The organism is Halomarinibacterium sedimenti, assembly GCF_019312585.1.
Taxonomy (GTDB): Bacteria; Bacteroidota; Bacteroidia; order Flavobacteriales; family Flavobacteriaceae; genus Halomarinibacterium; species Halomarinibacterium sedimenti.
In genome coordinates this window covers 557,632-580,342 of the sequence record NZ_JAHWDP010000002.1, presented here as the reverse complement: position 1 = coordinate 580,342, position 22,711 = coordinate 557,632, and the positions used below count along the sequence as shown (strand labels likewise).

The window sequence follows — 22,711 nt, the reverse complement described above, 5'->3', positions numbered from 1 at the left end:
TCCTCCTTGTGAACCATTGTTATTGGTGGCAAAAAGTGTTGTGATAGATCCTGGAATAGGAGCACCACCACCAGAGGTTACTGTATATCCACAGGCTTCATCTACGCTCAATAGTAAATCGGCAAGATCTACTACTACGGTTCCAGTAGTGCCATCAAGAATGGCATCGTATGGTGCCGCAGCTACATCGTGTGTATAGTTGAGTGCCCAACTGTTAAATACACCATCATCAAAGGCAGGGAACGCATCTTCTACGGTCATAGTCCAAGTTCCTAAGGTACTCTCACCGTCAAAGGCAGAAAGCGGGTTGTTAGGAATGAAACTACCGTTAATGGTAGGTGTTCCGGCAGCACACTCATCCTCTACAGGGGTGGCAGCTTCATCATCAAGAGTAGCAACAATATCATCGCCGTCACATCCATCTGGTGGAGAGGTAATGTCTCCTGGACGGTCTATAATGGTTACCATAGTTCCCGAAGGAGACTCAAGGGTCACAATTACATCACCAACCCAAGTGTGGGAAATGTCTACATCTACATCTAAATCGGTAATGATAAAGTCATCGGTCACATCTATCGTACTAGTAACAACCGTTGGAGCGGCTCCAAAGGGTAATCCTGGACTCGCACTGGCGGTGTCTGTTACTGGAGTAGGCTCGCCTACACAAACTATGGCAGGTGCTATATTATCCTCCACGGTGACAACTGCAGTACAGGTAGAAGTATTTCCAGCAGCATCCGTAGCAACAACGGTAACGTTGTTTGGTCCTACCTCAGCACAAGTGAAATCTAAACTTCCTACAGTAGCACCAGGAGTGGATTGTGTAAGTGAATAATATCCATCTGGGAATGCTCCTCCACAAAGGTTACCATTTACTTGAGGATCTGCAATTAGAGTGAATGTTAAATCATTTCCAAAGGTGGTTATCCAGTTGTTCCAAGTAGCTGCTAAAACTGTAAAGTTTGTATTTTGAACGGAACATTGTGGGGTAGCACATTGTAAGAAAACTTGGCTACCGTCTGGGCCATTCAGTAAAAAACATTCTGTGGCAGCAGTTCCAAAATCGCCTTGGTATTCAAGGTCGATGGTAACATCTGAAGCAGAGCTAGATAAGCCTACTAATGTGGCTGGAGTATCAATTAATTGATTACTTCCATTCATATTTAGCGGCACTTGTCCAGTCTCAACAAGAGTAGGAGGTGTGGCAAACCCTAGTGTAACTCCAGGACAGTTGTCTGTAGCTGTGGCCACATCGTCAGGGAATACGGTTACATCACCATTGGCATCTAATTCTGCTGTAAAGTCTGTACAAACAACTACGGGATCTTCAACATCATTTACCGTCACGTCAAAATCACAAGTTGATGTGTTTCCGTCGCTATCGGTTACAGAAAGTGTAACCGTTGTAGTTCCTACAGGGAAAGTACTTCCACTAGGTGGTGAGTACACAATATCTCCAGAGATATCTCCATCTTCTGGGTCAATAGCAGTTCCTGCATAATTGGCAACCGCACTACATTGACCAGCGGCGTTATCAAGTACTATATCTGATGGACAAGAAATAACGGGTGGTTGCCCTGTATTACATTCAAAAGTTCCATTATAGCTAGCATCAAGATTAGGGAACCCAATAGCAGCAAAAGAAGTTGGGGTATTAATCGCACAGGCGGATGCAACTATCCAAGTGTTGGTTCCTGTACCATTATTTCCATCACACGTAGGAGGCGTTTGAACTGCTCTACTAGAATCAGCGGGAGTTACTATTTCTATCCACATAGTATCGCAGGAAGCATCTATAGATGGAGGAGTTGTAAAAGTTAAAGTAACGCAAGTTCCATCATCAGCTAGGTTAGTGGCAAATGATTCAGTATAAAAAGGAGTGTCAACAGCGGCATAAGGGACAGGTCCTGCGGCTGGAGCGCAAAAAAGATTTACTGTAATAATAGGTGCTGTTCCAAATGATTCTTGATTAAAATCAATTGAGTTTACATTTACCGCTCCTGGCACGCCAGACACATCTATACCTTGAATGATACTGTTAGGTCCTAAAGAACAGGCTAAAGCAGAACCACCCGTTGGGTCATTACAAGGAGCACAATAAGGCCCTGCAATATCAAAAGGAGGACAGCCTGCACCGCCATAATCATCTGCATAGGTAAATAAGTTGGCTCTAAAGTTAAATGCTTCCGTTGCAGGAGAATGCCAGTTGGTAGTTGTCATACCTCCCACAATAACATGACCCGCTCCCCAATCTTTTTCAGCTAATACAACACCACTGTCACCTGTGTCTAAAAGAATATTGGTATAGCCTGTACCAGAAATAGTTGCATGACCATACGAAGTACCAGACATTGCGGTTGCAGTGGGTGTTAAAGGGCCTACAAAGGCAGGATGCAATGGGTCTACAGCAGCCACATTATTACTAAAATCTGTGTAGACTAAGGTTGTTCCTCCAAATCCAAAATTAATATTGCTACCTTCATTAGGTGCAGCATTTAAGATTAGTTTCCCACCGCCATTTACCCATGCCTCAATAGCAGCAAGGTTGGTAGTTAAAAAGGTGTTTAATTCATTAGCACCACCATCGCTTCCCTCTAAGAAAACAAAATTGGTTCCAGGAGAAAAGACAGTACCCATGACAAGAGTTTCAAAAAAGGCTTGCGTCCAATTCCCTGCACCAAAAGCAGCATCCATAGCCGCTTCGTTAGTAACCTGCCCCCAAGGATTGTTTGTATTACTTCTAATGTAATACTTAGCCCCGGGTGCTCTATTAGTACTTGGGTTGGTTTCCACAGACATCATCATGGTAGTAGCACCACATTGTGCAGGATTGCTTTCCTGTGAGTCACAATTTTGAGTCGATTGTGTTACCGCAAAATATATTGTCTCGGTATTACGCGTGGATGCCGTCGTCACGGTTTGTCTAGAAGCAAAAACACCAGCATTTGAAGCCGTCATTTGTTTCTTTGTTACCCCATTGGAGCTAGTGGATAGCGCGGGGGTAGAATTTAACTCCTGTGCTTGCAGGGTCGTAAACCCTAAAAACAGCAAAAGCAGAAAAATAGTTTTTTTCATAATTTAGTTAATTTGATTAATATTAGTTACTCAAATGTAAACCAAAAAATCACTTTTTAAAACAAATTTTAAGCTTAATTTCAAGTGTTTAACAAAAAAAAACCGCTCTACTGAGCGGTTTTACATTTAATCGATAAAACGTGCTATTTTATCATATCATAACTACGTTTTATGAATTTTGTTAGTTCTTCACCTTTTAGTAAATTTTTACTCAATTTTGCTAAATCCAGTGCTTGATTTACTAAACGTTCCTTTTTCTTTTGAGTTTTTGTGTTTAAAATTTCAGACACTAACTCGTTGTTTGTGTTCACTACCAAGGTGTACATTTCTGGGAATCCTCCCATGCCAAACATACCGCCGCCACCCGTTTGCTGCATCTCTTTCATACGGCGCATAAACTCTGGCTCGGTAATGATAAAAGGGTTGGCGTTACTATCCATAGCCTCTAATTGTACCGTAAATTTTTCGGTAGAAACAATGCTTTCCAACACTGTTTTTAAACTTTCCTTTTCCTCATCACTTAACTTAGAAAGGGTTTCTTCCTCTTTTTTAATTAAGTTATCAATGTGGTCACTGTCCACTCTTACAAAGGAAACTTTTTCTTTCTCACCTTCTAATTTTTGAATTAGATGCGAAATAATGGGCGAATCCAACAACAATATCTCATATCCTTTTTCTTTGGCTGTTTCAATATAGCTGTGCTGTGCTTCTTTGTCTGAAGCATACAAAATCACAAGTTTTTCATCCTTATCGGTTTGAAGATCTTTTATTTTTTCAGAAAGTTCCTCAAACGTAAAATAGCTGCCATCCACGGTAGGATACAATGCAAAGTTTTGAGCTTTTTCGAAGAATTTATCTTCGGTCAACATCCCGTATTCAATCACGATTTTTATGTCATTCCATTTCTTTTCGAAATCTTCACGACTATCGTTGAAAAGACTTTTCAATTTATCTGCGACCTTACGAGTGATGTAACTGGCAATTTTCTTGACATTTCCATCTGCTTGAAGGTAACTTCTTGAGACGTTTAACGGGATATCTGGACTGTCAATTACCCCGCGTAACATGGTTAAAAATTCAGGAACAATACCTTCTACATTATCGGTTACAAACACTTGATTTTGATAGAGTTGAATTCTATCTTTTTGAATGTTTAAGTCCTTTGTCATTTTGGGGAAATACAAGATTCCCGTGAGGTTAAAAGGATAATCTACATTTAAATGAATGTTGAAGAGTGGTTCTTCAAATTGCATTGGATATAACTCCCTGTAAAAGTTTTTATAATCTTCGTCTTTTAAATCGGTAGGTTGTTTGGTCCAGGCAGGGTTAGGATTGTTAATGATATTATCCACTTCTTTGGTAGGAGCAGGATCCTCTTCTTTAGCATCTTTAGGCTTTGAAAGGGTTTCGGTTTTTGTTCCAAATTTTATTGGGATAGGCATAAATTTGTTATACTTCACCAATAACTCACGGATTTTTGCTTCTTCCAAAAACGCTTTTTCATCATCACTTATATGTAGAATGATTTCTGTACCGCGCTCTTTTTTATCGTGCTTCTCGATAGTGTAGTTGGGAGAACCATCACAAACCCAATGTGCTGCCGGCTCATCAAGATAGCTTTTGGTAATAATTTCAACTTTACTTGCTACCATAAATGCTGAATAAAACCCAAGTCCAAAATGCCCAATGATTCCAGCATCTTCAGCTTTTTTGTCTTTGTATTTTTCTATGAATTCTTCGGCACCAGAGAAAGCAATCTCGTTAATATATTTTTGAACTTCCTCTGCAGTCATCCCAATTCCTTGATCGATGATATGAAGTTGTTTTTTCTTTTTGTCGATCTTAACTTCAATCATAGGATTGCCGTATTCTACTTTGGCTTCTCCAATACTGGTAAGATGTTTTAGTTTAAGGGTTGCGTCGGTTGCGTTACTTATCAATTCACGAAGGAATATTTCATGGTCGCTGTAGAGAAATTTTTTAATAAGCGGAAAAATATTTTCCACAGATACGTTTATAGTTCCTTTATTCATGGTTTTTTAACTTTAAAATTATAGTGGGCTTATTTCAAATAGAATACCATTATGAGAAAAGTGACAAGGTGTCATTTTGAGATGACATAAAATTAAATGTTAAATATTGTTTAATAAATTTGTATAAAGATTAAACATTCTTATATTTGTGCAAATAGAAATTCCCAACACAAACTACATTAATTTCTATTTATTGGTTAGGTTGTTTTAAGCTAAGGTGCTCGTGAGGTACCTTAGCTTTTTTGTAATTATATTTTTCTAAATAATCAATACTTCTCATTATATTGTTCTCAGTTTTTAATCAACTATTTTATGTATTCTTCAAAAATTTCAGGATTAGGGCGCTATGTACCCGACAATATTGTAACGAATGATGATCTTTCAAAAATGATGGACACCAATGATGCTTGGATACAGGAACGAACGGGTATAAAGGAACGACGATGGGTAAAACGAGGGAGTGATGATACGACTGCCACCATGGGTGTTAAAGCAGCCAATATAGCTATTGAAAGAGCAGGGATTAATAAAGACGATATTGACTTTATAGTGTTTGCAACCCTAAGTCCAGATTATTATTTTCCAGGACCGGGAGTCCAAGTACAAAAGGAGCTAGATATAAAAACCGTTGGAGCGCTGGACGTAAGAAATCAATGTTCTGGTTTTGTATATGCACTTTCGGTAGCAGATAATTATATAAAAACGGGAATGTATAAACATATTCTCGTAATTGGTAGTGAATTACATTCGCATGGTTTGGACAAAACAACAAGAGGTAGAGGAGTATCGGTAATATTTGGCGATGGGGCAGGAGCAGCAGTGGTAAGTAGAGAAGAGGATACGAGTAAAGGAATTTTATCCACACATTTACATTCTCAAGGAGAGTTTGCCGAAGAATTGGTTGTAAAAGCACCTGGTATGGGTACCCGTTGGGTTACCGATATTATTTCTGAAAATGACCCTAATGACGAAAGTTACTTCCCGTATATGAATGGACAATTTGTATTTAAAAATGCAGTGGTTCGATTTTCTGAAGTGATAATGGAGGGTCTTGAAAAAAATAAACTATCTGTAAGTGATATTAATATGTTAATTCCACATCAGGCGAATCTTCGGATTGCTCAATTTATTCAGCGGAAATTTAAGCTCGAAGATGACCAAGTATTTAATAATATTCAAAAATACGGAAACACTACAGCCGCCTCGATACCTATTGCTTTAACTGAAGCTTGGGAAGAAGGAAAAATTAATAAGGGTGACTTGGTAATTCTGGCTGCTTTTGGTAGCGGCTTTACTTGGGGGAGTGTCATAATTAGATGGTAGAAATAACAAACCCTCAATCCTACTAATTTCAGAGAGAGGGTTTACCTAACAAGTTATAAATTTTTTAAGAGGCTAATCCAAATAAATTATAAAACAAGTTTAAAGGTTTATATATATAGACTATACTTCTTGTAAAATGTTTCAGTGAAATTTAAAATTTAACGTCACTATAACATTTTACATCTTTTGTGACTAAAAAATTCCGCCGCTTCCTTCTTTTTCTCTATCGTCACGATTCTTTCTAGATTTAGCACGGTATTTACCGCCTCCAAATCGGTAAGAAAGATTTACATTAATAGTATTGCTTTCCCAATTAAAGGCACCCACCTGGGCGTAAGGAAGTTCCCCTTCGAAAGCAAATTGCATGGTGTCGAAAATATCGTTGTAATTGATACTGAATGTACCACGACCTTCCCATAGACTGTAGCGAGCACCTACATTTACAAAGTACATAGGCTCCATGGTAAACTGAAGGTTTCTCGATTTTCCTCTATAGAAACCAAAGGCAGATAAACTTAATTTTTCTGTAACTCTAAAGTTGTTAAACATTCTGAAATTATACTGAATGTTATCTACTTGATATTCGTTTAATGTAATATCACTTACGGTTGGGTTTTCGACATCTGCCAGTTGTTCTGAAATACCTTTCTGGGTTTGATTGAATAAATCGAAACTAGCATTAAAGCTCCAAAACTTAGTTGGACGATAGTTGCTTGATAATTCTACACCATACGCAGTTGTATTATCAAAGTTATCATACGTAAGGATTACTTTGTTTAAATCGGTTCTGTCTATAAAAAGAGCTCTGTTTATTTCGTCTTCAATAATTCTGTAAAACACACCTGCTGTAATACTTCCTTTTTCGAGATTACGCGTGTAATTGGTTTCAAAAGAATTGGTGAATTGAGGTAAAAGGCTTGTTTTTCCGAAAGATGAAATCAATGGAGTACTCCATTCGCGAATTGGGTTAATTTGACTCACCCCTGGGCGGTCCACACGACGACTATAACTTACCTGAAACTGATTTTTTTCAGAAGGCGTATAGGTTACAAAAGCCGAAGGATACAACTGGAAATAATCATTTGTAAATTTTTTAAACACACTATCCCCATCAGTGGTAACATCTACTAAAGGATCTGAATTAACGAAAGTAAGATCTTCGGTAACCACACCCGTTCCATAAGCTTCTTCCGTATCGGCAACTTCTTCTACCGTTTCGGCTCTTACACCTACTTGCACACTAAATTTTTCCCAGTTTTTACCAAAGGTGGCATAGGCAGAATAGATGTCACGACTATAATCAAAATTGGTGCTTGGTGCCATAATAAAAGGACCTGTTATGTCGAAGGGATTTACCACCTCTTGCGTAGACGTTCTTCCAATTACAGAATTAAATAACCTAGCTTCCAATCCTAATTCGAGTTTTGTGCTTTCGGTTAATGGATTTACATAATCTAAGTTTACTGTAAGTTGGTCTCTTTCGGTATCTACAAAGTCCATATAATCACTTCCAAAAGTGGCACCCAAAAATCTAAAATCGGCGTCTTCATCATTTTCAAAATCATTATAATCTGCTTCCAATTCTATGTTATGTCCTTCCTTTTCAAAATCTATTTTGTAGTTGAAATTATATTGAGAAGAAATATTGTCATTGTCACTTAAAAAGTCCTGAAGTTCGTCTAAACTTGGGTTGTCGCTATATCTAATATCGGTTATCCCTGTGGTGCTACCTTCATACAAGTTTTGATTGGTAAAGACAGATAAGGTATGTTTATCGTTTAGGTAAAAATCAATTCCAAATTTGAATAGATTGGATTGGCTATCGTCTAGGAATTCAAAAATTTGCTCAATGTTATCATCTGGTCTGTTTACATTTCCGTAGTTTTCATTCACAGAGGTATTATGACCCCAATTTCCGTAAAAGTTAAATTTTCCATTGCGGTAATTCATATCAATATTTGAAGTGAATTTGGGTTGCTTTTCGTAGGTAAGACCCACACTGGCGTTTCCGTTAAATCCAACGTTTACATTTTTATGAAGGATGATATTTACGATACCGCTCATACCTTCAGGATTGTACTTTGCCGAAGGATTTGTAATGAGTTCAATTTGCTTAATGGAAGCAGAAGGAATTTGTTTGAGCAATTGCGCTACTGGAACGTTTGAAAGTTTCCCGTCCACCATGACCCGTACATTTTGGTTACCACGTAAGGAAAGTTCTCCTGTTTGCTGGTCTACACTTACAGAAGGTAAGTTATTCATAATATCCGAAGCCGTAGGTCCAGAAGTTGTTAAATCCTTACCTACAGTAATCACTTTTCTATCCATTTTTTGCTGAATGGTAGTGCGTTCTGCCGTCACAGTAACTTCACCAAGTGCTTCGATATCTTCCTCTAAAAGAATATTACCCAAATCTATATTTCGGTTTCCTCGAGTGATTTCAATTTCGGTGTTATAGGATTTATATCCTATATATTGTATCGATACATTGCTTTTTCCTTCAGGAATTTCTTCTATGGCAAACTGACCGTTATCGTCTGTTACACCACCTGTGATAATGTTTCCTTGAAGATCTTTTACTACAATCGCAACATAAGGTATAGGTTGCTGAAGGTTTTTGTCTATTACAGTTCCTGTAATTTTTCCTAGTTTTTCGTCTTCTGGGCCAACGCCTGCAAAAGATGTTAAGCCTATACTTAAGGCTAAAAGAAAGAGAATTTGTCTCATGATTTGTGGTTTGGTTGTTTTTGATTTTTGATTGATGGTTACAAAAAAGTAACACCCATAAGACGAGGATGTCAAAATTCTGTTACAATTAAAATTTTCTTTAACCTAATATTAACAAAAAACCCGAGGTCTAGAACCTCGGGCCTTGTCTTTACTGCTATTATTAACACTAACCATCAACGTAAAATTTTCACAGTAAAGTCTTGAAATATTTCATTTATATAGACGATGTAAATAGTTTTATGTTACAGTAACTTATTTTTTTAACTAAGTTTTAGGTTTTCTTTTAAGCAAGGATTGTAACTTCGATATTTTAAAAAATACTATGAAGAAAACTTTGGTCATAGGAGCCAGTACAAACCCCAATCGGTATTCATATCTTGCGATTCAAAGATTGGTGTCTGCTCAACAACCCGTAGTTGCTATAGGATTAAAAAAAGGAGTTGTTGAAGGAGTAGAATTTGAAACTGAAAAACTTCCATTTGAAGATATTGATACGGTAACATTATATATTGGTGCTAAGCATCAACCCGATTACTATCACTATATCGTTTCGTTACAACCTAAAAGAGTTATTTTTAATCCAGGGACTGAAAATCCCGAGTTTTACACCATTCTAAAAGAAAATAATATTGAGGTTGAGGTTGCTTGTACGCTGGTTCTACTTTCTACGAATCAATATTAGACCTAAAAAGGTAATGAGACCGTTTATCGGTAATAGTTCGTAACCCACTTGATAACCTCCAAGACTTTCTGCGGGTATATTTCCAATAATGGTAATAATTACAACAGAAGCCAAGGTAACAATCCAAACATATTTATCTCTCACCTTAAACTTGGTGAAAATTCCAAAGGCAAATAATCCTAACAACGGTCCATAAGTATATCCTGCTACCACCAAAAGACTATCAATTACATTACTTGTAAGAATATATTTAAAGGCAATAATGACCAAAACTAAAAGAAAACTCATTCCAATATGGGTCATTTTTCTTATTCTTTTTTGCTTCGCTTCAGGTCGTTTTTCAATGTTTAAAAAATCGATACAAAAGCTAGTAGTTAAAGAAGTTAATGCGCTATCGGCACTGCTGTAGGCAGCAGCAATTAACCCTAACAAAAATGTAATCCCAAGAGTTATGCTAAGACCGCTCTTAAGGGCAATTTCTGGAAAAAGTAGATCGGTTTTTGGAGTGCCATCCATTAAGGGAATTGCAATATCAAATCTTTCTGCATAGATAAATAACAAGGCTCCTAGTAAAAGAAATAAAAAGGTGACCCCAACTAGTACAATGCTAAAAGAAACCATATTTTTTTGTGCATCTTTTAGGTTTCTGCACGTTAGATTTTTTTGCATCATATCTTGATCCAATCCTGTCATACAGATAGTGATAAACATCCCTCCAAAAAAGGATTTAAGAAAATGGTCTTTCTTAAAAAAGTTTTCTGTGGAGAATATCTTATTGTAGTTTTTTAGTTCTTCAGATTGTAAAAAATCTGAAAAACTCCAATTAAGTTCACTATTGATAAAATAGATTGAAAGACAAACAGCAACAAGCATAAAAAGGGTTTGAAGGGTATCTGTCCAAACAATGGTTTTAATACCCGCTCTATTGGTGTAAATCCAAATTAATAAAATCGATATTACCACAGTAATTTCGAATGGAACACCATAGGCGTCAAATACAAATTGCTGAAGCACAATAGCAACTAAAAAAAGCCTAAATGCCGAACCTAAAACACGCGAAACAAAGAAGAAAAAAGCACCCGTTTTATAGCTTACCACACCAAACCTACTTTCCAAATATTGATATATGGAGGTTACATTATGTTTATAATATATAGGAAGTAAAACAAAGGCTACCACAAAATATCCCACAAAATAGCCTAACACCACCTGAAAATAACTGAATCCCGAAGCTTCCACCCATCCTGGTACCGAAATAAATGTAACTCCGCTTAAGGAGGCACCAATCATCCCGAAAGCCACCAAATACCAAGGGGATTGTTTTGACGCTTTAAAGAAAACTTCGTTACTATCCTCTTTTCCTGTAAAATAGGAGATAAGCATAAGAACCCCGAAATAACCTGCAATGAGAATTAAAATATAAATGGGCTGCATAATAGAATGGCTAGGTAAATTTGGATAAAAATACAAACTTATAAATTCAAAAAAGCTAAATTTACCCGTCATTCAAAAAAAACGATAAAAAAACTAGCTTAAAACATTTATTTAACTTGATTTGCAATAATTTGAATTGTAAGTTTGAATCTTAATTTTATTACTATGAAAAAGAAATTATTTTTTATAACAACCGTGATTGCTACCATTCTAATTAGTTATCAGGGATTATCGCAAGAATATTTACAAATGATCGATGCTGGCACTTACAGCGTTGAAGAAATTGTTACTAGTGCCGAAGCCTATTTTGAAGATAAAGATAAAGGACGCGGATCTGGTTACAAGCAATTTAAACGATGGGAATATATGGCAAATCGTCTGCAAAATGATAATGGGTATTTAACCCCATTTACCGAACGCCTTGCCGAACTTGAACAATACAATGCCTACCTAAATGAAACGGCCGATCTAAGACAAAATTTATTTGATGATTGGCAAGAACTTGGTCCGGATTATTGGAATGCTACTACCCATTGGAGCCCAGGTGTGGGTAGGATTACAGGTTTTTCAGTAGATCCAGCCAATACCAACCACATTATAGTAGGAGCCAATACAGGAGGCGTTTGGAGAACGACCGATGGAGCTGCCACGTGGACACCGCTAGGGGATTATTTTTCAAATTTATATGTGTACTCGGTTGCAATAGACCCATTCGATTCAGACACCTATTATTTTGGGTCCTATAGTGGGTTAATTTATAAATCTACCGATGCTGGTGCAACATGGAACTTATTAGGAAATGCAGGAAATTCGTTAGTGAATAAAATTCTGTTGCACCCTACAGACCCGAATATTCTTTTTGCCACATCAGAAAATAGTGGAATATATGGTTCTACAGATGGGGGAACTAACTGGACCAAACTTATTACTACCGAAAATAGAGGATATGATATCGAATTTAAACCAGGTGATACCAACACAGTGTATGCCTCAGGAAATGGATTTTATGTTTCTACAGATGGAGGTGTAAATTTCACACCTATATCGGGATTTAGTAGTGGTGCTAAAATGATTGGCGTATCTGCAGACGATGCTTCTGTGGTCTACGTAGTTGAAGCTGCTGGAGGGCAATTTGGAGGGTTTTATCAATCATCCAATAGTGGTGCTTCTTTTACGCAGTTAAATCATGCTGGTAGAAATTATTTTGGATATGACACCGCAGGTTTTGACCCAGGTGGACAGGCACCAAGGGATATGGATATTACTGTAAATCCAAATGATGTAAACGAGGTGCATATTGCAGGAATTTTAACATGGAGATCTTTAGATGGAGGAGCTAACTTCCTTTGTACTGCCGATTGGATCCCAGATGCTGCCGCTGGGGCTAATATTGGTTATTGCCATGCAGATGTAGATATAATGGAATTTGTTGGCTCTACACTTTACGTGGGTACAGATGGAGGGTTCTTTAAGGCTACGGACACTGGAAATTTAAATGCAGATTATTACGAAGATTTAAGTACAGGTATTGGTATTCGTCAGTTTTATAAAATAGGTGTTTCTCAAACATCTCAAGTTCGCGTAACGGGTGGTTCTCAGGATAATGGTAGTTCCTTTTACGATGAAGGGACTGGACAATGGATAGATTGGGTAGGTGCCGATGGTATGGAAGGATTTGTAAGTAAGGATAATATAGATTTCATGTTTGCAATGATCCAATTTGGTGCCATGTACCGTACCACCAATGGGGGTACCGTGCTTAATGATTTATCTGAGCCTGGTTCTGGATCGGGAAATTGGGTGTCGCCATTTGAACAAGACCCAGTGTTACCAAACGTAATTTATTGTGGGTATAACATTGTTTACAAACATTTAAATAATGGTTCTGGAGGTCCCGGTGCATGGATTCCTATTTCTCAAGATTTTGTTAGTAACATAGACAATCTTAAAATAGCACCTTCAAACAATCAGGTTTTATACGCTTCTAGAAATAATTTTTTGTACAGAACTACAGATGGAGGACTAACAGATTGGACAGCAATGACAACGCCAGGCGGTGTCATTAATTCAATTGCTATACATCCAACTAACCCAGATAAGATTGCTGTTGCATTATCTGGAGCAGGCAAAGTAAAAGTTTCGGATGATGGTGGTGCCACTTGGCAAGATTACGCACTTAACTTACCTAATTTTAGTGCATTGGCTGTAGTATGGGATGATAACGGAGAGGACGGTTTGTATGTTGGGATGGACTATGGTATTTATTATATCGATAATACATTTGCAGATTGGCAACCCTTTAATACGAATCTTCCCAATGTGATTGTAAATGAACTGGAAATTAATCAAGCCGAAGGCAAAATTTATGCAGGTACTTACGGAAGAGGCCTTTGGGCATCTCCTAAGTACGGTGTTATTTTAGAAACAAATGACGTTTTAACTCCAGAGGTGGTAACGTTATTTCCTAACCCAACTTCTGAAACGTTAAAGATTTTATACCAAGGGGAAGTAGAGATGGATATTAGAGTATTCGATACTACAGGAAAACTTGTTGTTTTTGAGCCTAATGTTTTTCTTAATAACCAGCATTCCTTGGATGTTTCCCATTTAAATACAGGTGTTTATTTTGTAAGAATGAACAGTGGTAAAGGGGTTGTTACAAAACGTTTTATTAAAAACTAAAAAAAGTAGTTTTAAAATAGAAAGCCTTAGAACGTCAAGTATTTTCTGAGGCTTTTTTTATATCTTTCAGCCAACAAATACTACATGGATTTCTCATCGAAATTATTGGAAAATGCAGTAAATGAAGTCTCGCAATTGCCAGGTATTGGTAAGCGAACTGCTTTGCGCTTGGTGTTACATTTATTAAAGCAACCCGAGAGTCAAACCCTACGGCTCTCGCAAAGTCTTCAGAAGATGCGAGAGGAAATAAATTTTTGTAAGAACTGTCATAATATTTCAGATACAACACTTTGCGAAATTTGTGCCAATCCTAATAGAGATGAAAGCTTAGTGTGTGTGGTGGAGGATATTCGGGATGTCATGGCAATTGAAAATACCAGTCAGTATCGTGGGCAATATCACGTTTTGGGTGGAAAAATTTCCCCCATGGATGGGGTAGGACCTATGGATTTAAACATCCCTACCTTAGTTGAAAAAGCAAAAAGCGGAAAAGTTTCTGAAATCATTTTTGCACTCAGCTCTACCATGGAAGGCGATACCACCAATTTTTACATATTTAAACAAATTGAAGGCACTCAGGTAACCACAACCACTATTGCTCGTGGAATTTCTGTGGGCGATGAATTGGAATATGCAGACGAAATTACCTTAGGAAGAAGTATCTTACACCGTATTCCTTTTGAAACATCCTTAAAAAGTTCCTAAACTTTGAAACTATCTGTCGTCATTCTCAACTACAATGTGAGGTATTTCCTTGAGCAGTGTATCCTTTCGGTGCAGCGTGCGATGAGGGATTTGGATGCCGAAATTATTGTGGTGGATAATGCCTCCCAAGACGATAGTTGTGCCATGGTGAAACAATATTTTCCTTCGGTCATACTCATTGAAAACAAAGAAAATGTAGGTTTTAGTAAAGCCAACAATCAAGGAGTGGCAATTGCCAAAGGAGAATATATTTGTATTCTCAACCCAGATACCGCAGTTGCAGAGGACACCTTTGCCAAATGTATTTCTTTTGCCAAAGCGAATACAGACTTAGGAGCACTAGGGATTTACTACCTCGACGGAACCGGAAATTTTTTACCAGAAAGCAAACGTAATCTTCCTACGCCAACCAGATCGCTCCTTAAAATTTTAGGAATTGCTGGTGGAAGAAGGGGCTATTATGCCAAATATTTAAATGAAAAGGAAACTGGTAAAGTTGAAATTTTGGCTGGAGCGTTTATGTTTTTGAAAAGAGAGGTGTATCTTGAAGTAGGAGGGTTTGATGAAGACTATTTTATGTACGGGGAAGACATTGATATCTGTTATAAATTAATGCAAGCGGGTTACACCAATTATTATGACGGAAGCAACTGCGTGCTACATTATAAAGGAGAAAGTACTCAAAAAGATGCAGCCTATCTGGATCGTTTTTACGGTGCGATGCAAATATTTTACAAAAAGCATTTTAGTAAAAATAAAGTAACTACGGCCTTTGTTTCTTTTGGTGTAAAACTTACAAAAGCCTTTAAAGGGACGCAATCAAATAGAAATAAGAATGACGAACACAGTGCAGAAGAAGTTTGGGTGCTTACGGAAGATTTATCCCTCCTAAAAAGCCTTTCAGAAATTTTTGAAATTCCTGTTAAATCGGTTGCAAAAAGAGCGGTGGAGGAAGATTTGGTTTCCAATAAAATGATTGTATTCGATTCGCAATATCTGTCGTATAAATTTATTTTTCAGTTGATGGAAAAGCAGAAAAACAGAGGGAATACTTTCCGTATAAAACCGCCCAAATCTCAATTCATTATTGGAAGCGACCAAAGCGACCAAAAAGGTGGCACTGTGCTACTTTAGTTGAAGAATTCTCAACGAATTTCAAAATTTTAGCAAACCTTTTAGAAAATATAAAACAAAAACATCCAATTTTAATTAATTTTGCATCGTCCTTTTGTAAAAAAGCATACTAAAAAATTATGGCAAGATTTGAACTGAAATTACCTAAAATGGGAGAAAGCGTTGCAGAAGCAACCGTAACCAATTGGCTTAAAAACGTTGGCGATACCATTGATTTGGACGAAGCGGTACTGGAAATCGCTACCGATAAGGTGGATAGCGAAGTTCCTAGCGAAGTGGAAGGTGTTTTAGTAGAACAACTTTTTAATGTGGATGATGTGGTGCAAGTAGGACAAACCCTAGCTATTATTGAAACTGAAGGCGGCGATGCGGCTCCTGCCAAAAAGGAGGAGAAGGCAGAAACCCCTGTTGAGGTGGCTCCCGAAGTGGTTTCGAAAGTAGAAGAAACCGTTGTAAAAGCAAAAGAAGCAATTCAGCCTGCTATTGAAAGTACCGGTGACCGATTTTACTCACCGCTGGTACGAAATATGGCATCGGCAGAAGGGATATCACAAGCAGAATTAGATGCTATTCCTGGTACTGGCAAGGACGGACGTGTCACAAAAAATGATATGCTTGCCTATCTTGAAAATAGAGGCAAACAACCTGCTGCAACGGCAAGCGCAACTGTCACTTCGAGTCCATCAGTCTCCCCGAGCGCAGTCGAGGGGTCTCAACAAAAATCCAAAGCCCCTGTGAGTGTGAACGGCGGCGACGAAATCATAGAAATGACCCGTATGGGCAAACTCATTGCCCACCATATGGTAGAAAGTGTGTCTACTTCGGCGCACGTGCAGAGTTTTGTAGAATGTGATGTTACCAATATTTGGAACTGGCGTAACAAAGTAAAAGATGCCTTTGAAAAACGCGAAGGCGAAAAATTGACGTTTACCCCCATCTTTATGGAAGCGGTGGCAAAAGCCCTTAAAGACTTCCCTATGATGAATATCTCTGTAGATGGAGACCGCATCATTAAGCGAAAAGACATTAACCTTGGGATGGCAGCTGCCTTAGGTGACGGAAACTTGATTGTACCGGTCATAAAGAAAGCAGACCAACTCAATTTGGTAGGGATGAGCAAAGCCGTTAACGACCTTGCCAACCGTGCACGAAACAACCAGTTAAAACCTGACGAAATCCAAGGCGGAACCTATACCGTTACCAACGTTGGAACCTTTGGAAGCATTATGGGAACGCCTATCATTAACCAACCCCAAGTAGGGATTTTGGCCTTAGGTGCCATCCGTAAAGTGCCTGCGGTGATAGAAACTCCAGAAGGTGATTTTATTGGCATACGGTTTAAAATGTTCTTATCCCATAGCTACGACCACCGAGTGGTCAATGGTGCGCTAGGCGGACAGTTTGTAAAACGCGTCGCCGACTACCTAGAGGCTTGGGATATGAAACGCGAGTTTTAAAAAGTAACATTTGTCATTTCGAGCTGTCACGCTGAGCCTACCTGTGCTGAGTTGTCACACTGAGCTTGTCGAAGTGCTGTCGAAGTATCGAAGTGCCAGTGAGAAATCTCAAAAAAAGTATAAAAAAAGGGGTTTTTACCCCTTTTTTTATGTTCTTCAATTTTAGAAATTGGTGGTTTCATTAACCATTAATTTCTTTTATTATGGCAAATATTACACATAATTTAATTGACCAAACCCTAGACCCCGCCACGCTTTCCGAAATTGAAAACCATCTTAACGCAGTAGAAGCCTTACTGCCCAAAAAAGCGCTCACAGCCGATGAGCGAAAAAAGTATCGTGGATTGGATGTACGTAACCTAGCTTTTGTAGAAGCCGCACTTAAAGTGCAAAAGACCCTTCCGCTTACCGTCTTGCCAGACCCCATGAAAAGTGAGGGAATGGAAAAAGATCTCACGCTTTACAAACAAGCAAATAAAATTAATAGTCGCATAAATCATATTGCTAGATTACTGCTAGACGTAGAGCGTATTGTAGCGCACGAGGCATACAGTATGGCATTGGCACATTACAAACTATACCAAGTAGGTAATAAACTTGGGTTGCCCAATGCCAAAACGGCTGTAGAGCAAATGGAATGGCGCTTTAAAAGCCACGGCGGGGGAAGAAAAAAAGACGATTCGTTGTAAAAGTTAGTTTTTAACTAACACAAGTAACCAAAAACCTAACCGCAGTTAGTTAAAAACTAACAAGTGTAACCAAAAAGCTAACATCAGTTAGCTAAAAACTAACAGGAGTAACCAAAAAGCTAACAGCGGTTAGTCAAAAACTAACCATAGTTAGCTAAAAACTAACTCGAGTTAGCCAAAAACTAACCAATGTTAGAAAAAAACTAACTTTTAACATATATGTAGAATACTAAACCAAAAAAAACGATGAGAGTACCTAAAAAAATTGAGTTTCCGCATCTTGGGCGTATGCTGGGTGCATTTTATAAGGCTCAGCATGTAAATAAAGCCGCTTTGGCAAGAGTGCTACAAAAGGCAAGACCAACGGTGCATAAATATCATAAACGTAGCACCTTACAGTGTAAATTGCTTTGGGATATCTCAGTGGCGTTGCAACACAATTTCTTTGCAGATCTCGCTGCACAGCTCCCAAAAGACTATACCACCCATGCGCCAGATAGCACCACGCCGCTACAAGAACGCATTGCCATACTAGAAGAGGAAAACAAATTGTTAGCCTCAAAACTGGAAGAACTAAGGGCAGCAGTACGAAAAAGTTAATTTGCTATCTTTGGGATAACAGTAATAAATGTAACGATATAACAAGCTGGCAATAATTTAAACTGAATGCAAAACGACCCAAATCTAGCAGTAATTTTAGCTGTAGTTTTAAATTTGCTGATTTTTATAATCTATCTGATTTTAAAAAACAATGGAGAAAAGGGAAGCATATTTAATGGTGCAGTATTTAGTAATCCGATTAAACTCTTCGGACTTGCAAAACGGACTGAAAATAATGGATTAAAATTCACATATTTCGCATTGGTTTTTTCGATTCCGATTCTGACAGTTCTATTTGCGTTTACAGCATTCACTCAAATGTCTGAATTTATAAATCGTGACGAATGTGAATATCAGGAATACTTTAGAAATCAAGAATGGAATGGAAAAATTGTTGATAAATATCTTGATAAAGAAAATCACGCTTATCAAACAATAAGTATAGAAAATGAAAAAGGAATTTTTAAAATACAGGACGGAATTTTATCGGAATTTAATAATTACGAACTGATTCAAATTGGAGATTCTATTTCAAAAACCAAAGGAGAATTAATAGCAAACTTGTATAAATCGAACGGAAAAACGGAATTGAATTCTGATTTTGACTGTGGAAAATAAAACACTATGCACAACAATGTATAACCGCAATTATGGCGGATTCGACTACCCTTCGACGAGCTCAGGGCAGGCTTAAATGAATCCACTCTGAATTGCTAACGTCAGTGCTTAACCGAAAACCATTAACTTTAATCCCATAACAGACGGTTATACGAGACCGTTAGGCAACATTAAATCTTTGTATATGACTAAAAGAATTCTTATAATTTTATTTTCCACCCTACTTGCACTCATAAATTTTAATTGTGAGGGTGAGGATGGAATCAATAGCTTATTAAACCTTTCTGAGATAGGTCCGGGTATTGACTGTGAATTTGGGGGAGTTATGATAGAATCTGGATTGGATTCAAATAACAATGGAATACTTGATAATAATGAAATTGATTCAACAAATTTTTTCTGCAATGAAAATGAGCTGCCAGAAATTTATTCAGCAATATTGCAGCAATCTGGAACAGATTCTCCAACAGCAACTGTCTTAAAAAATGACTTAGATATTGAAATTGAATGGTCACGCATTGCACAAGGAAGGTTTGTGGGGTTTGTTAATCCTTCTTTAGATTTAGAAAAAACTATACTCTTAACGAATAGCTCCGAATTAGAGATAACATTTTCAAATTCGAATGAAATACAGATATTGAATACCTGTGGAGTTAATGCCTATTGTGACGGTTTTGAAAATGTCTCAATAGAAATCAAGGTATATGATTAAACGTTGTCTAACACCCGTATATAACATATAAAACCCTTCAAATTTTCCCACAAAAACCCTAGCCTAAAAAGTGCAGCTTTTATGCTATCTTTACCTACGATTACTAATCTCATTATCCACATGAAAAATTGTATTACGCCTATTTTTTTAGTGCTCTTTGTATTTGTGTTTACAGCCTGTAAAAATGACATTAAAAAAGAACAAGTACAAGACGACACGGCTACAGACTCTATTTATTCTAACATCGACGATGTAGTGGAAGAGGACTATGAGCCCGGGGATGAGGAAATACGTGAGTTTGGTATTATCGAAACCATTGAGGACGGAGGGTATCCCTTTTTTGTGGTAACGGTCAATTTTGTAGAGCGTAACATCAAGCACGATTTTAACCTTAATATCGAAGCCATCGATATGGATATGGAAGAACTCGCAACGCTTACGGACCAATGGGCAACGATTTATTACACTGCCGATATAGAAAATTTTCTATATGATTTGCAGTTTAAAGGCGAATCGGTTTTTGGAGAATATGCTCCAGAAAAAACAGATCCTAGCTGGAAAAAAATAATAGGGGTTTTAAGCGGCGCAGCAGAAGTTACGGCAGGTGATCTACCCGATACAGTAACAGTTACAAGTGAAGAAGGCACCACCTTAAACTTCGATATTTTTATCGATGCCGAGACCGTGAAAGCCAACGGGAATCAAGTGACTGCTTTTTATGAGGTGCGTGGAGTAAACACGATTACGCATCTTCAACCAGCAGAAGATTAATTGTTTTTGGAAATTTCTTCAATGGTTTTTTCTAAATCATCATACCCAAAAATGGTATAGGTTTTATTCCAAATCACAGGAAACCGAATCTTGGTGGTTTCTTGTAATTCCTTATCGATAAAATTCATAAACTGCCGGTAAAGTTTAGGGTCTTCATCAATATTAAAATTGCGATGATTTATTTGATCTCTAAACAAAAATGCAGATAGATTATCACATTTTTTGCAATCGGTTTTAGAAAATACCACCACTTTGTCTTTTAATACATTTTCAATATCCACGACCTCTTCTTCAGGTTCAAGGGTAAGGCTGTTGTCAAGATTTTCGTTTACAATAAGATTGTACGTATAGCTCGACTCTTGGTCTTCCATTTCAATCAAGGTCATCACATGCACCTTTTTGTGAGGAGGAATGTTCATGACCACGGGACGGTCTGCACTGCGACGATAACCCTGTGCGGTAAGCATAATAAATACATTTAGGGTGTCGGCTGTTTTATTTTCAGCCATGAGTACTACGCGTTTTCCATTTTTCTTTTCGGTAACCACAACTTTGTCTTGTTGCGAAAACCCAAGAACGTACATGAATAGCGTAAAAAATAGAATTAGTTGTCTGTTCATACCAAAAAACGAAGATAGTATTCCTATTTTTGTAACACAAATCATACCATGGAGTTAAACTTAAAAAAACCTATTTGCTTTTTCGACCTTGAAACCACAGGGGTTAATGTGGCAAGCGACCGTATTGTGGAAATTTCTATCTTAAAGGTTTTCCCTAACGGAAATAAAGAAAGCCACACGTGGCGAGTAAATCCAGAAATGCCCATTCCGCCTGTGGTTAGTGCCATCCACGGTATTACAGACGAGATGGTCGCCAACGAGCCCACCTTTAAAGAATTAGCGCCCAAAGTGTTTCAATTAATAAAGGATAGCGACTTAGGCGGATTTAATAGCAACCGATTTGATATTCCGTTATTGGCGGAAGAAATGCTTCGCGCCGATATTGATTTTGATATGAAAAAGGCACTATCAGTAGATGTGCAAACGATTTTTCATAAAATGGAAAAACGAACTCTGGAAGCGGCCTATAAATTTTATTGCGATAAAAACCTAGATAATGCGCATAGTGCCGAAGCCGATACTATGGCAACCTACGAAGTGCTAAAAGCGCAACTTTCAAAATATGAGGAACTTGAAAATGATATTAATTTTTTAGCCGATTTCAGTTCGCATCGTGAATTTGCCGATTTTGCAGGATTTATTGGGTATAATAAGGATGGAGAAGAGGTGTTTAACTTCGGAAAACATAAAGGAACGTTGGTAGAAGAGGTGTTGGATAAAGAACCGGGCTATTTTGGCTGGTTGTTAAATGCAGATTTTCCGCTGTACACAAAGAAGGTGCTCACTCGAGTGAAATTACGTAAACTGAATACGAAACAATAATTTTCCGAATAATGAAGATTATTTGCATAGGAAGAAATTATACAGAGCATATTGCAGAACTCAAAAATGAAAGGCCCACAGAGCCTGTTGTGTTTATCAAACCAGATTCGGCGGTATTATTAAAGAACAACCCTTTTATAATTCCTGAATTTTCGCAAGACATTCACCACGAGGTAGAGGTTTTGGTAAAAATTAATAAGATTGGGAAGTACATCGATAAAAAATTTGCGCATAAGTATTATGATGAAATAGGATTGGGCATTGATTTTACCGCACGGGATCTTCAAAGTAAATTAAAAGAAAAAGGATTGCCTTGGGAAAAAGCAAAATCCTTTGATGGTGCTGCCGTGATAGGTAATTTTTTACCTAAAGATTCGTTTAAGGATAGTAATGATATTAACTTTAGCCTTCAAAAGAATGGCGAGGTGGTTCAAAAGGGGAATACCTCCTTTATGTTGTGGAAAATTGATGAGTTAATCGAATATGTTTCAAAATATTTCACATTAAAGATAGGAGATATTATATTTACCGGTACGCCCGCAGGTGTTGGCAGGGTAGCACCCAATGATGTTTTAAAAGGATACATAGAAAGCAAAGAGCTTTTTTCAATAAAAGTTAAATAAT

The 22,711-nt window shown here is 37.6% G+C and carries 18 protein-coding genes; 13 read left to right on the top strand and 5 right to left on the bottom strand.

Features of this window, described 5'->3' with window-relative positions:
- Nucleotides 1-3,075 (bottom strand): proprotein convertase P-domain-containing protein (locus KXJ69_RS07145; RefSeq protein WP_219052305.1); only part of this gene is annotated, 3,075 nt, incomplete at its 3' end.
- Nucleotides 3,076-3,218: 143 nt separating this feature from the next.
- Nucleotides 3,219-5,108, bottom strand: coding sequence for a molecular chaperone HtpG (gene htpG, locus KXJ69_RS07140; protein WP_219052304.1), 1,890 nt, complete (start codon nucleotides 5,106-5,108; stop codon nucleotides 3,219-3,221).
- A gap of 312 nt (nucleotides 5,109-5,420) precedes the next feature.
- Here htpG and KXJ69_RS07135 point away from each other — a divergent pair, with 312 nt between their 5' ends.
- Nucleotides 5,421-6,431 (top strand): 3-oxoacyl-ACP synthase III family protein, encoded by a 1,011-nt coding sequence (locus KXJ69_RS07135; RefSeq protein WP_219052303.1) that lies wholly within the window; start codon nucleotides 5,421-5,423, stop codon nucleotides 6,429-6,431.
- Between the two features lie 192 nt (nucleotides 6,432-6,623).
- On the opposite strand, the gene KXJ69_RS07130 is transcribed toward KXJ69_RS07135, so the two are convergent.
- Nucleotides 6,624-9,158, bottom strand: coding sequence for a TonB-dependent receptor (locus KXJ69_RS07130; RefSeq protein WP_219052302.1), 2,535 nt, complete (start codon nucleotides 9,156-9,158; stop codon nucleotides 6,624-6,626).
- Between the two features lie 325 nt (nucleotides 9,159-9,483).
- Here KXJ69_RS07130 and KXJ69_RS07125 point away from each other — a divergent pair, with 325 nt between their 5' ends.
- The gene (locus tag KXJ69_RS07125; RefSeq protein WP_219052301.1) at nucleotides 9,484-9,843 is read left to right on the top strand and encodes a CoA-binding protein; all 360 of its coding nucleotides are present in this window, start codon (nucleotides 9,484-9,486) and stop codon (nucleotides 9,841-9,843) included.
- Here the strand turns inward: KXJ69_RS07125 and KXJ69_RS07120 are convergent.
- A complete protein-coding gene (locus KXJ69_RS07120) occupies nucleotides 9,820-11,277 on the bottom strand; it encodes a sodium:solute symporter (protein WP_219052300.1) in 1,458 nt (485 codons plus the stop codon). The genes KXJ69_RS07125 and KXJ69_RS07120 overlap by 24 nt on opposite strands.
- A gap of 165 nt (nucleotides 11,278-11,442) precedes the next feature.
- Here KXJ69_RS07120 and KXJ69_RS07115 point away from each other — a divergent pair, with 165 nt between their 5' ends.
- The 9 genes from KXJ69_RS07115 (at nucleotide 11,443) to KXJ69_RS07075 (ending at nucleotide 20,645) form a co-directional block, all read left to right on the top strand.
- Nucleotides 11,443-13,959 carry a T9SS type A sorting domain-containing protein gene (locus KXJ69_RS07115; RefSeq protein ID WP_219052299.1) on the top strand — a complete coding sequence of 839 codons (2,517 nt, stop codon included), beginning with the start codon at nucleotides 11,443-11,445 and terminating at the stop codon, nucleotides 13,957-13,959.
- An 84-nt stretch (nucleotides 13,960-14,043) separates the two neighbouring features.
- Nucleotides 14,044-14,664, top strand: a complete 621-nt coding sequence (recR, locus tag KXJ69_RS07110; protein WP_219052298.1) for a recombination mediator RecR — start codon at nucleotides 14,044-14,046, stop codon at nucleotides 14,662-14,664.
- A 3-nt stretch (nucleotides 14,665-14,667) separates the two neighbouring features.
- Nucleotides 14,668-15,798: a glycosyltransferase family 2 protein gene (locus KXJ69_RS07105; protein WP_219052297.1), complete on the top strand. Its 1,131-nt coding sequence runs from the start codon at nucleotides 14,668-14,670 to the stop codon at nucleotides 15,796-15,798.
- A 119-nt stretch (nucleotides 15,799-15,917) separates the two neighbouring features.
- The gene (locus tag KXJ69_RS07100) at nucleotides 15,918-17,255 is read left to right on the top strand and encodes a dihydrolipoamide acetyltransferase family protein (protein WP_219052296.1); all 1,338 of its coding nucleotides are present in this window, start codon (nucleotides 15,918-15,920) and stop codon (nucleotides 17,253-17,255) included.
- A gap of 203 nt (nucleotides 17,256-17,458) precedes the next feature.
- A complete protein-coding gene (locus tag KXJ69_RS07095; RefSeq protein ID WP_219052295.1) occupies nucleotides 17,459-17,944 on the top strand; it encodes a hypothetical protein in 486 nt (161 codons plus the stop codon).
- A gap of 246 nt (nucleotides 17,945-18,190) precedes the next feature.
- A complete protein-coding gene (locus KXJ69_RS07090) occupies nucleotides 18,191-18,544 on the top strand; it encodes a hypothetical protein (protein ID WP_219052294.1) in 354 nt (117 codons plus the stop codon).
- Between the two features lie 66 nt (nucleotides 18,545-18,610).
- Entirely contained in the window at nucleotides 18,611-19,162 is a 552-nt protein-coding gene (locus KXJ69_RS07085; RefSeq protein WP_219052293.1) for a hypothetical protein, read from the top strand.
- Nucleotides 19,163-19,346: 184 nt separating this feature from the next.
- Nucleotides 19,347-19,874: a DUF7151 family protein gene (locus tag KXJ69_RS07080; RefSeq protein ID WP_219052292.1), complete on the top strand. Its 528-nt coding sequence runs from the start codon at nucleotides 19,347-19,349 to the stop codon at nucleotides 19,872-19,874.
- A gap of 120 nt (nucleotides 19,875-19,994) precedes the next feature.
- On the top strand, nucleotides 19,995-20,645 hold the full coding sequence (locus tag KXJ69_RS07075) for a hypothetical protein (protein WP_219052291.1): 651 nt from the start codon (nucleotides 19,995-19,997) through the stop codon (nucleotides 20,643-20,645).
- Here KXJ69_RS07075 and KXJ69_RS07070 read toward each other — a convergent pair.
- Nucleotides 20,642-21,310 carry a glutaredoxin gene (locus KXJ69_RS07070; RefSeq protein WP_219052290.1) on the bottom strand — a complete coding sequence of 223 codons (669 nt, stop codon included), beginning with the start codon at nucleotides 21,308-21,310 and terminating at the stop codon, nucleotides 20,642-20,644. The two genes, KXJ69_RS07075 and KXJ69_RS07070, sit on opposite strands and share 4 nt — an antisense overlap.
- A 3-nt stretch (nucleotides 21,311-21,313) precedes the next feature.
- On the opposite strand from KXJ69_RS07070, the gene KXJ69_RS07065 reads away from it, so the two are divergent.
- Nucleotides 21,314-22,087 (top strand): 3'-5' exonuclease, encoded by a 774-nt coding sequence (locus tag KXJ69_RS07065; RefSeq protein ID WP_219052289.1) that lies wholly within the window; start codon nucleotides 21,314-21,316, stop codon nucleotides 22,085-22,087.
- A gap of 11 nt (nucleotides 22,088-22,098) precedes the next feature.
- Nucleotides 22,099-22,710 (top strand): fumarylacetoacetate hydrolase family protein, encoded by a 612-nt coding sequence (locus tag KXJ69_RS07060; protein WP_219052288.1) that lies wholly within the window; start codon nucleotides 22,099-22,101, stop codon nucleotides 22,708-22,710.
- The last annotated feature ends 1 nt before the right edge of the window (nucleotide 22,711 follow it).

What these genes read in the sequence shown, in the direction of transcription:
- htpG (WP_219052304.1), bottom strand. Translation starts at nt 5,108, where the DNA reads ATGAATAAAGGAACTATAAACGTATCTGTGGAAAATATTTTTCCGCTT.
- KXJ69_RS07135 (WP_219052303.1), top strand. Translation starts at nt 5,421, where the DNA reads ATGTATTCTTCAAAAATTTCAGGATTAGGGCGCTATGTACCCGACAAT.
- KXJ69_RS07130 (WP_219052302.1), bottom strand. Translation starts at nt 9,158, where the DNA reads ATGAGACAAATTCTCTTTCTTTTAGCCTTAAGTATAGGCTTAACATCT.
- KXJ69_RS07125 (WP_219052301.1), top strand. Translation starts at nt 9,484, where the DNA reads ATGAAGAAAACTTTGGTCATAGGAGCCAGTACAAACCCCAATCGGTAT.
- KXJ69_RS07120 (WP_219052300.1), bottom strand. Translation starts at nt 11,277, where the DNA reads ATGCAGCCCATTTATATTTTAATTCTCATTGCAGGTTATTTCGGGGTT.
- KXJ69_RS07115 (WP_219052299.1), top strand. Translation starts at nt 11,443, where the DNA reads ATGAAAAAGAAATTATTTTTTATAACAACCGTGATTGCTACCATTCTA.
- recR (WP_219052298.1), top strand. Translation starts at nt 14,044, where the DNA reads ATGGATTTCTCATCGAAATTATTGGAAAATGCAGTAAATGAAGTCTCG.
- KXJ69_RS07100 (WP_219052296.1), top strand. Translation starts at nt 15,918, where the DNA reads ATGGCAAGATTTGAACTGAAATTACCTAAAATGGGAGAAAGCGTTGCA.
- KXJ69_RS07095 (WP_219052295.1), top strand. Translation starts at nt 17,459, where the DNA reads ATGGCAAATATTACACATAATTTAATTGACCAAACCCTAGACCCCGCC.
- KXJ69_RS07090 (WP_219052294.1), top strand. Translation starts at nt 18,191, where the DNA reads ATGAGAGTACCTAAAAAAATTGAGTTTCCGCATCTTGGGCGTATGCTG.
- KXJ69_RS07085 (WP_219052293.1), top strand. Translation starts at nt 18,611, where the DNA reads ATGCAAAACGACCCAAATCTAGCAGTAATTTTAGCTGTAGTTTTAAAT.
- KXJ69_RS07080 (WP_219052292.1), top strand. Translation starts at nt 19,347, where the DNA reads ATGACTAAAAGAATTCTTATAATTTTATTTTCCACCCTACTTGCACTC.
- KXJ69_RS07075 (WP_219052291.1), top strand. Translation starts at nt 19,995, where the DNA reads ATGAAAAATTGTATTACGCCTATTTTTTTAGTGCTCTTTGTATTTGTG.
- KXJ69_RS07070 (WP_219052290.1), bottom strand. Translation starts at nt 21,310, where the DNA reads ATGATTTGTGTTACAAAAATAGGAATACTATCTTCGTTTTTTGGTATG.
- KXJ69_RS07065 (WP_219052289.1), top strand. Translation starts at nt 21,314, where the DNA reads ATGGAGTTAAACTTAAAAAAACCTATTTGCTTTTTCGACCTTGAAACC.
- KXJ69_RS07060 (WP_219052288.1), top strand. Translation starts at nt 22,099, where the DNA reads ATGAAGATTATTTGCATAGGAAGAAATTATACAGAGCATATTGCAGAA.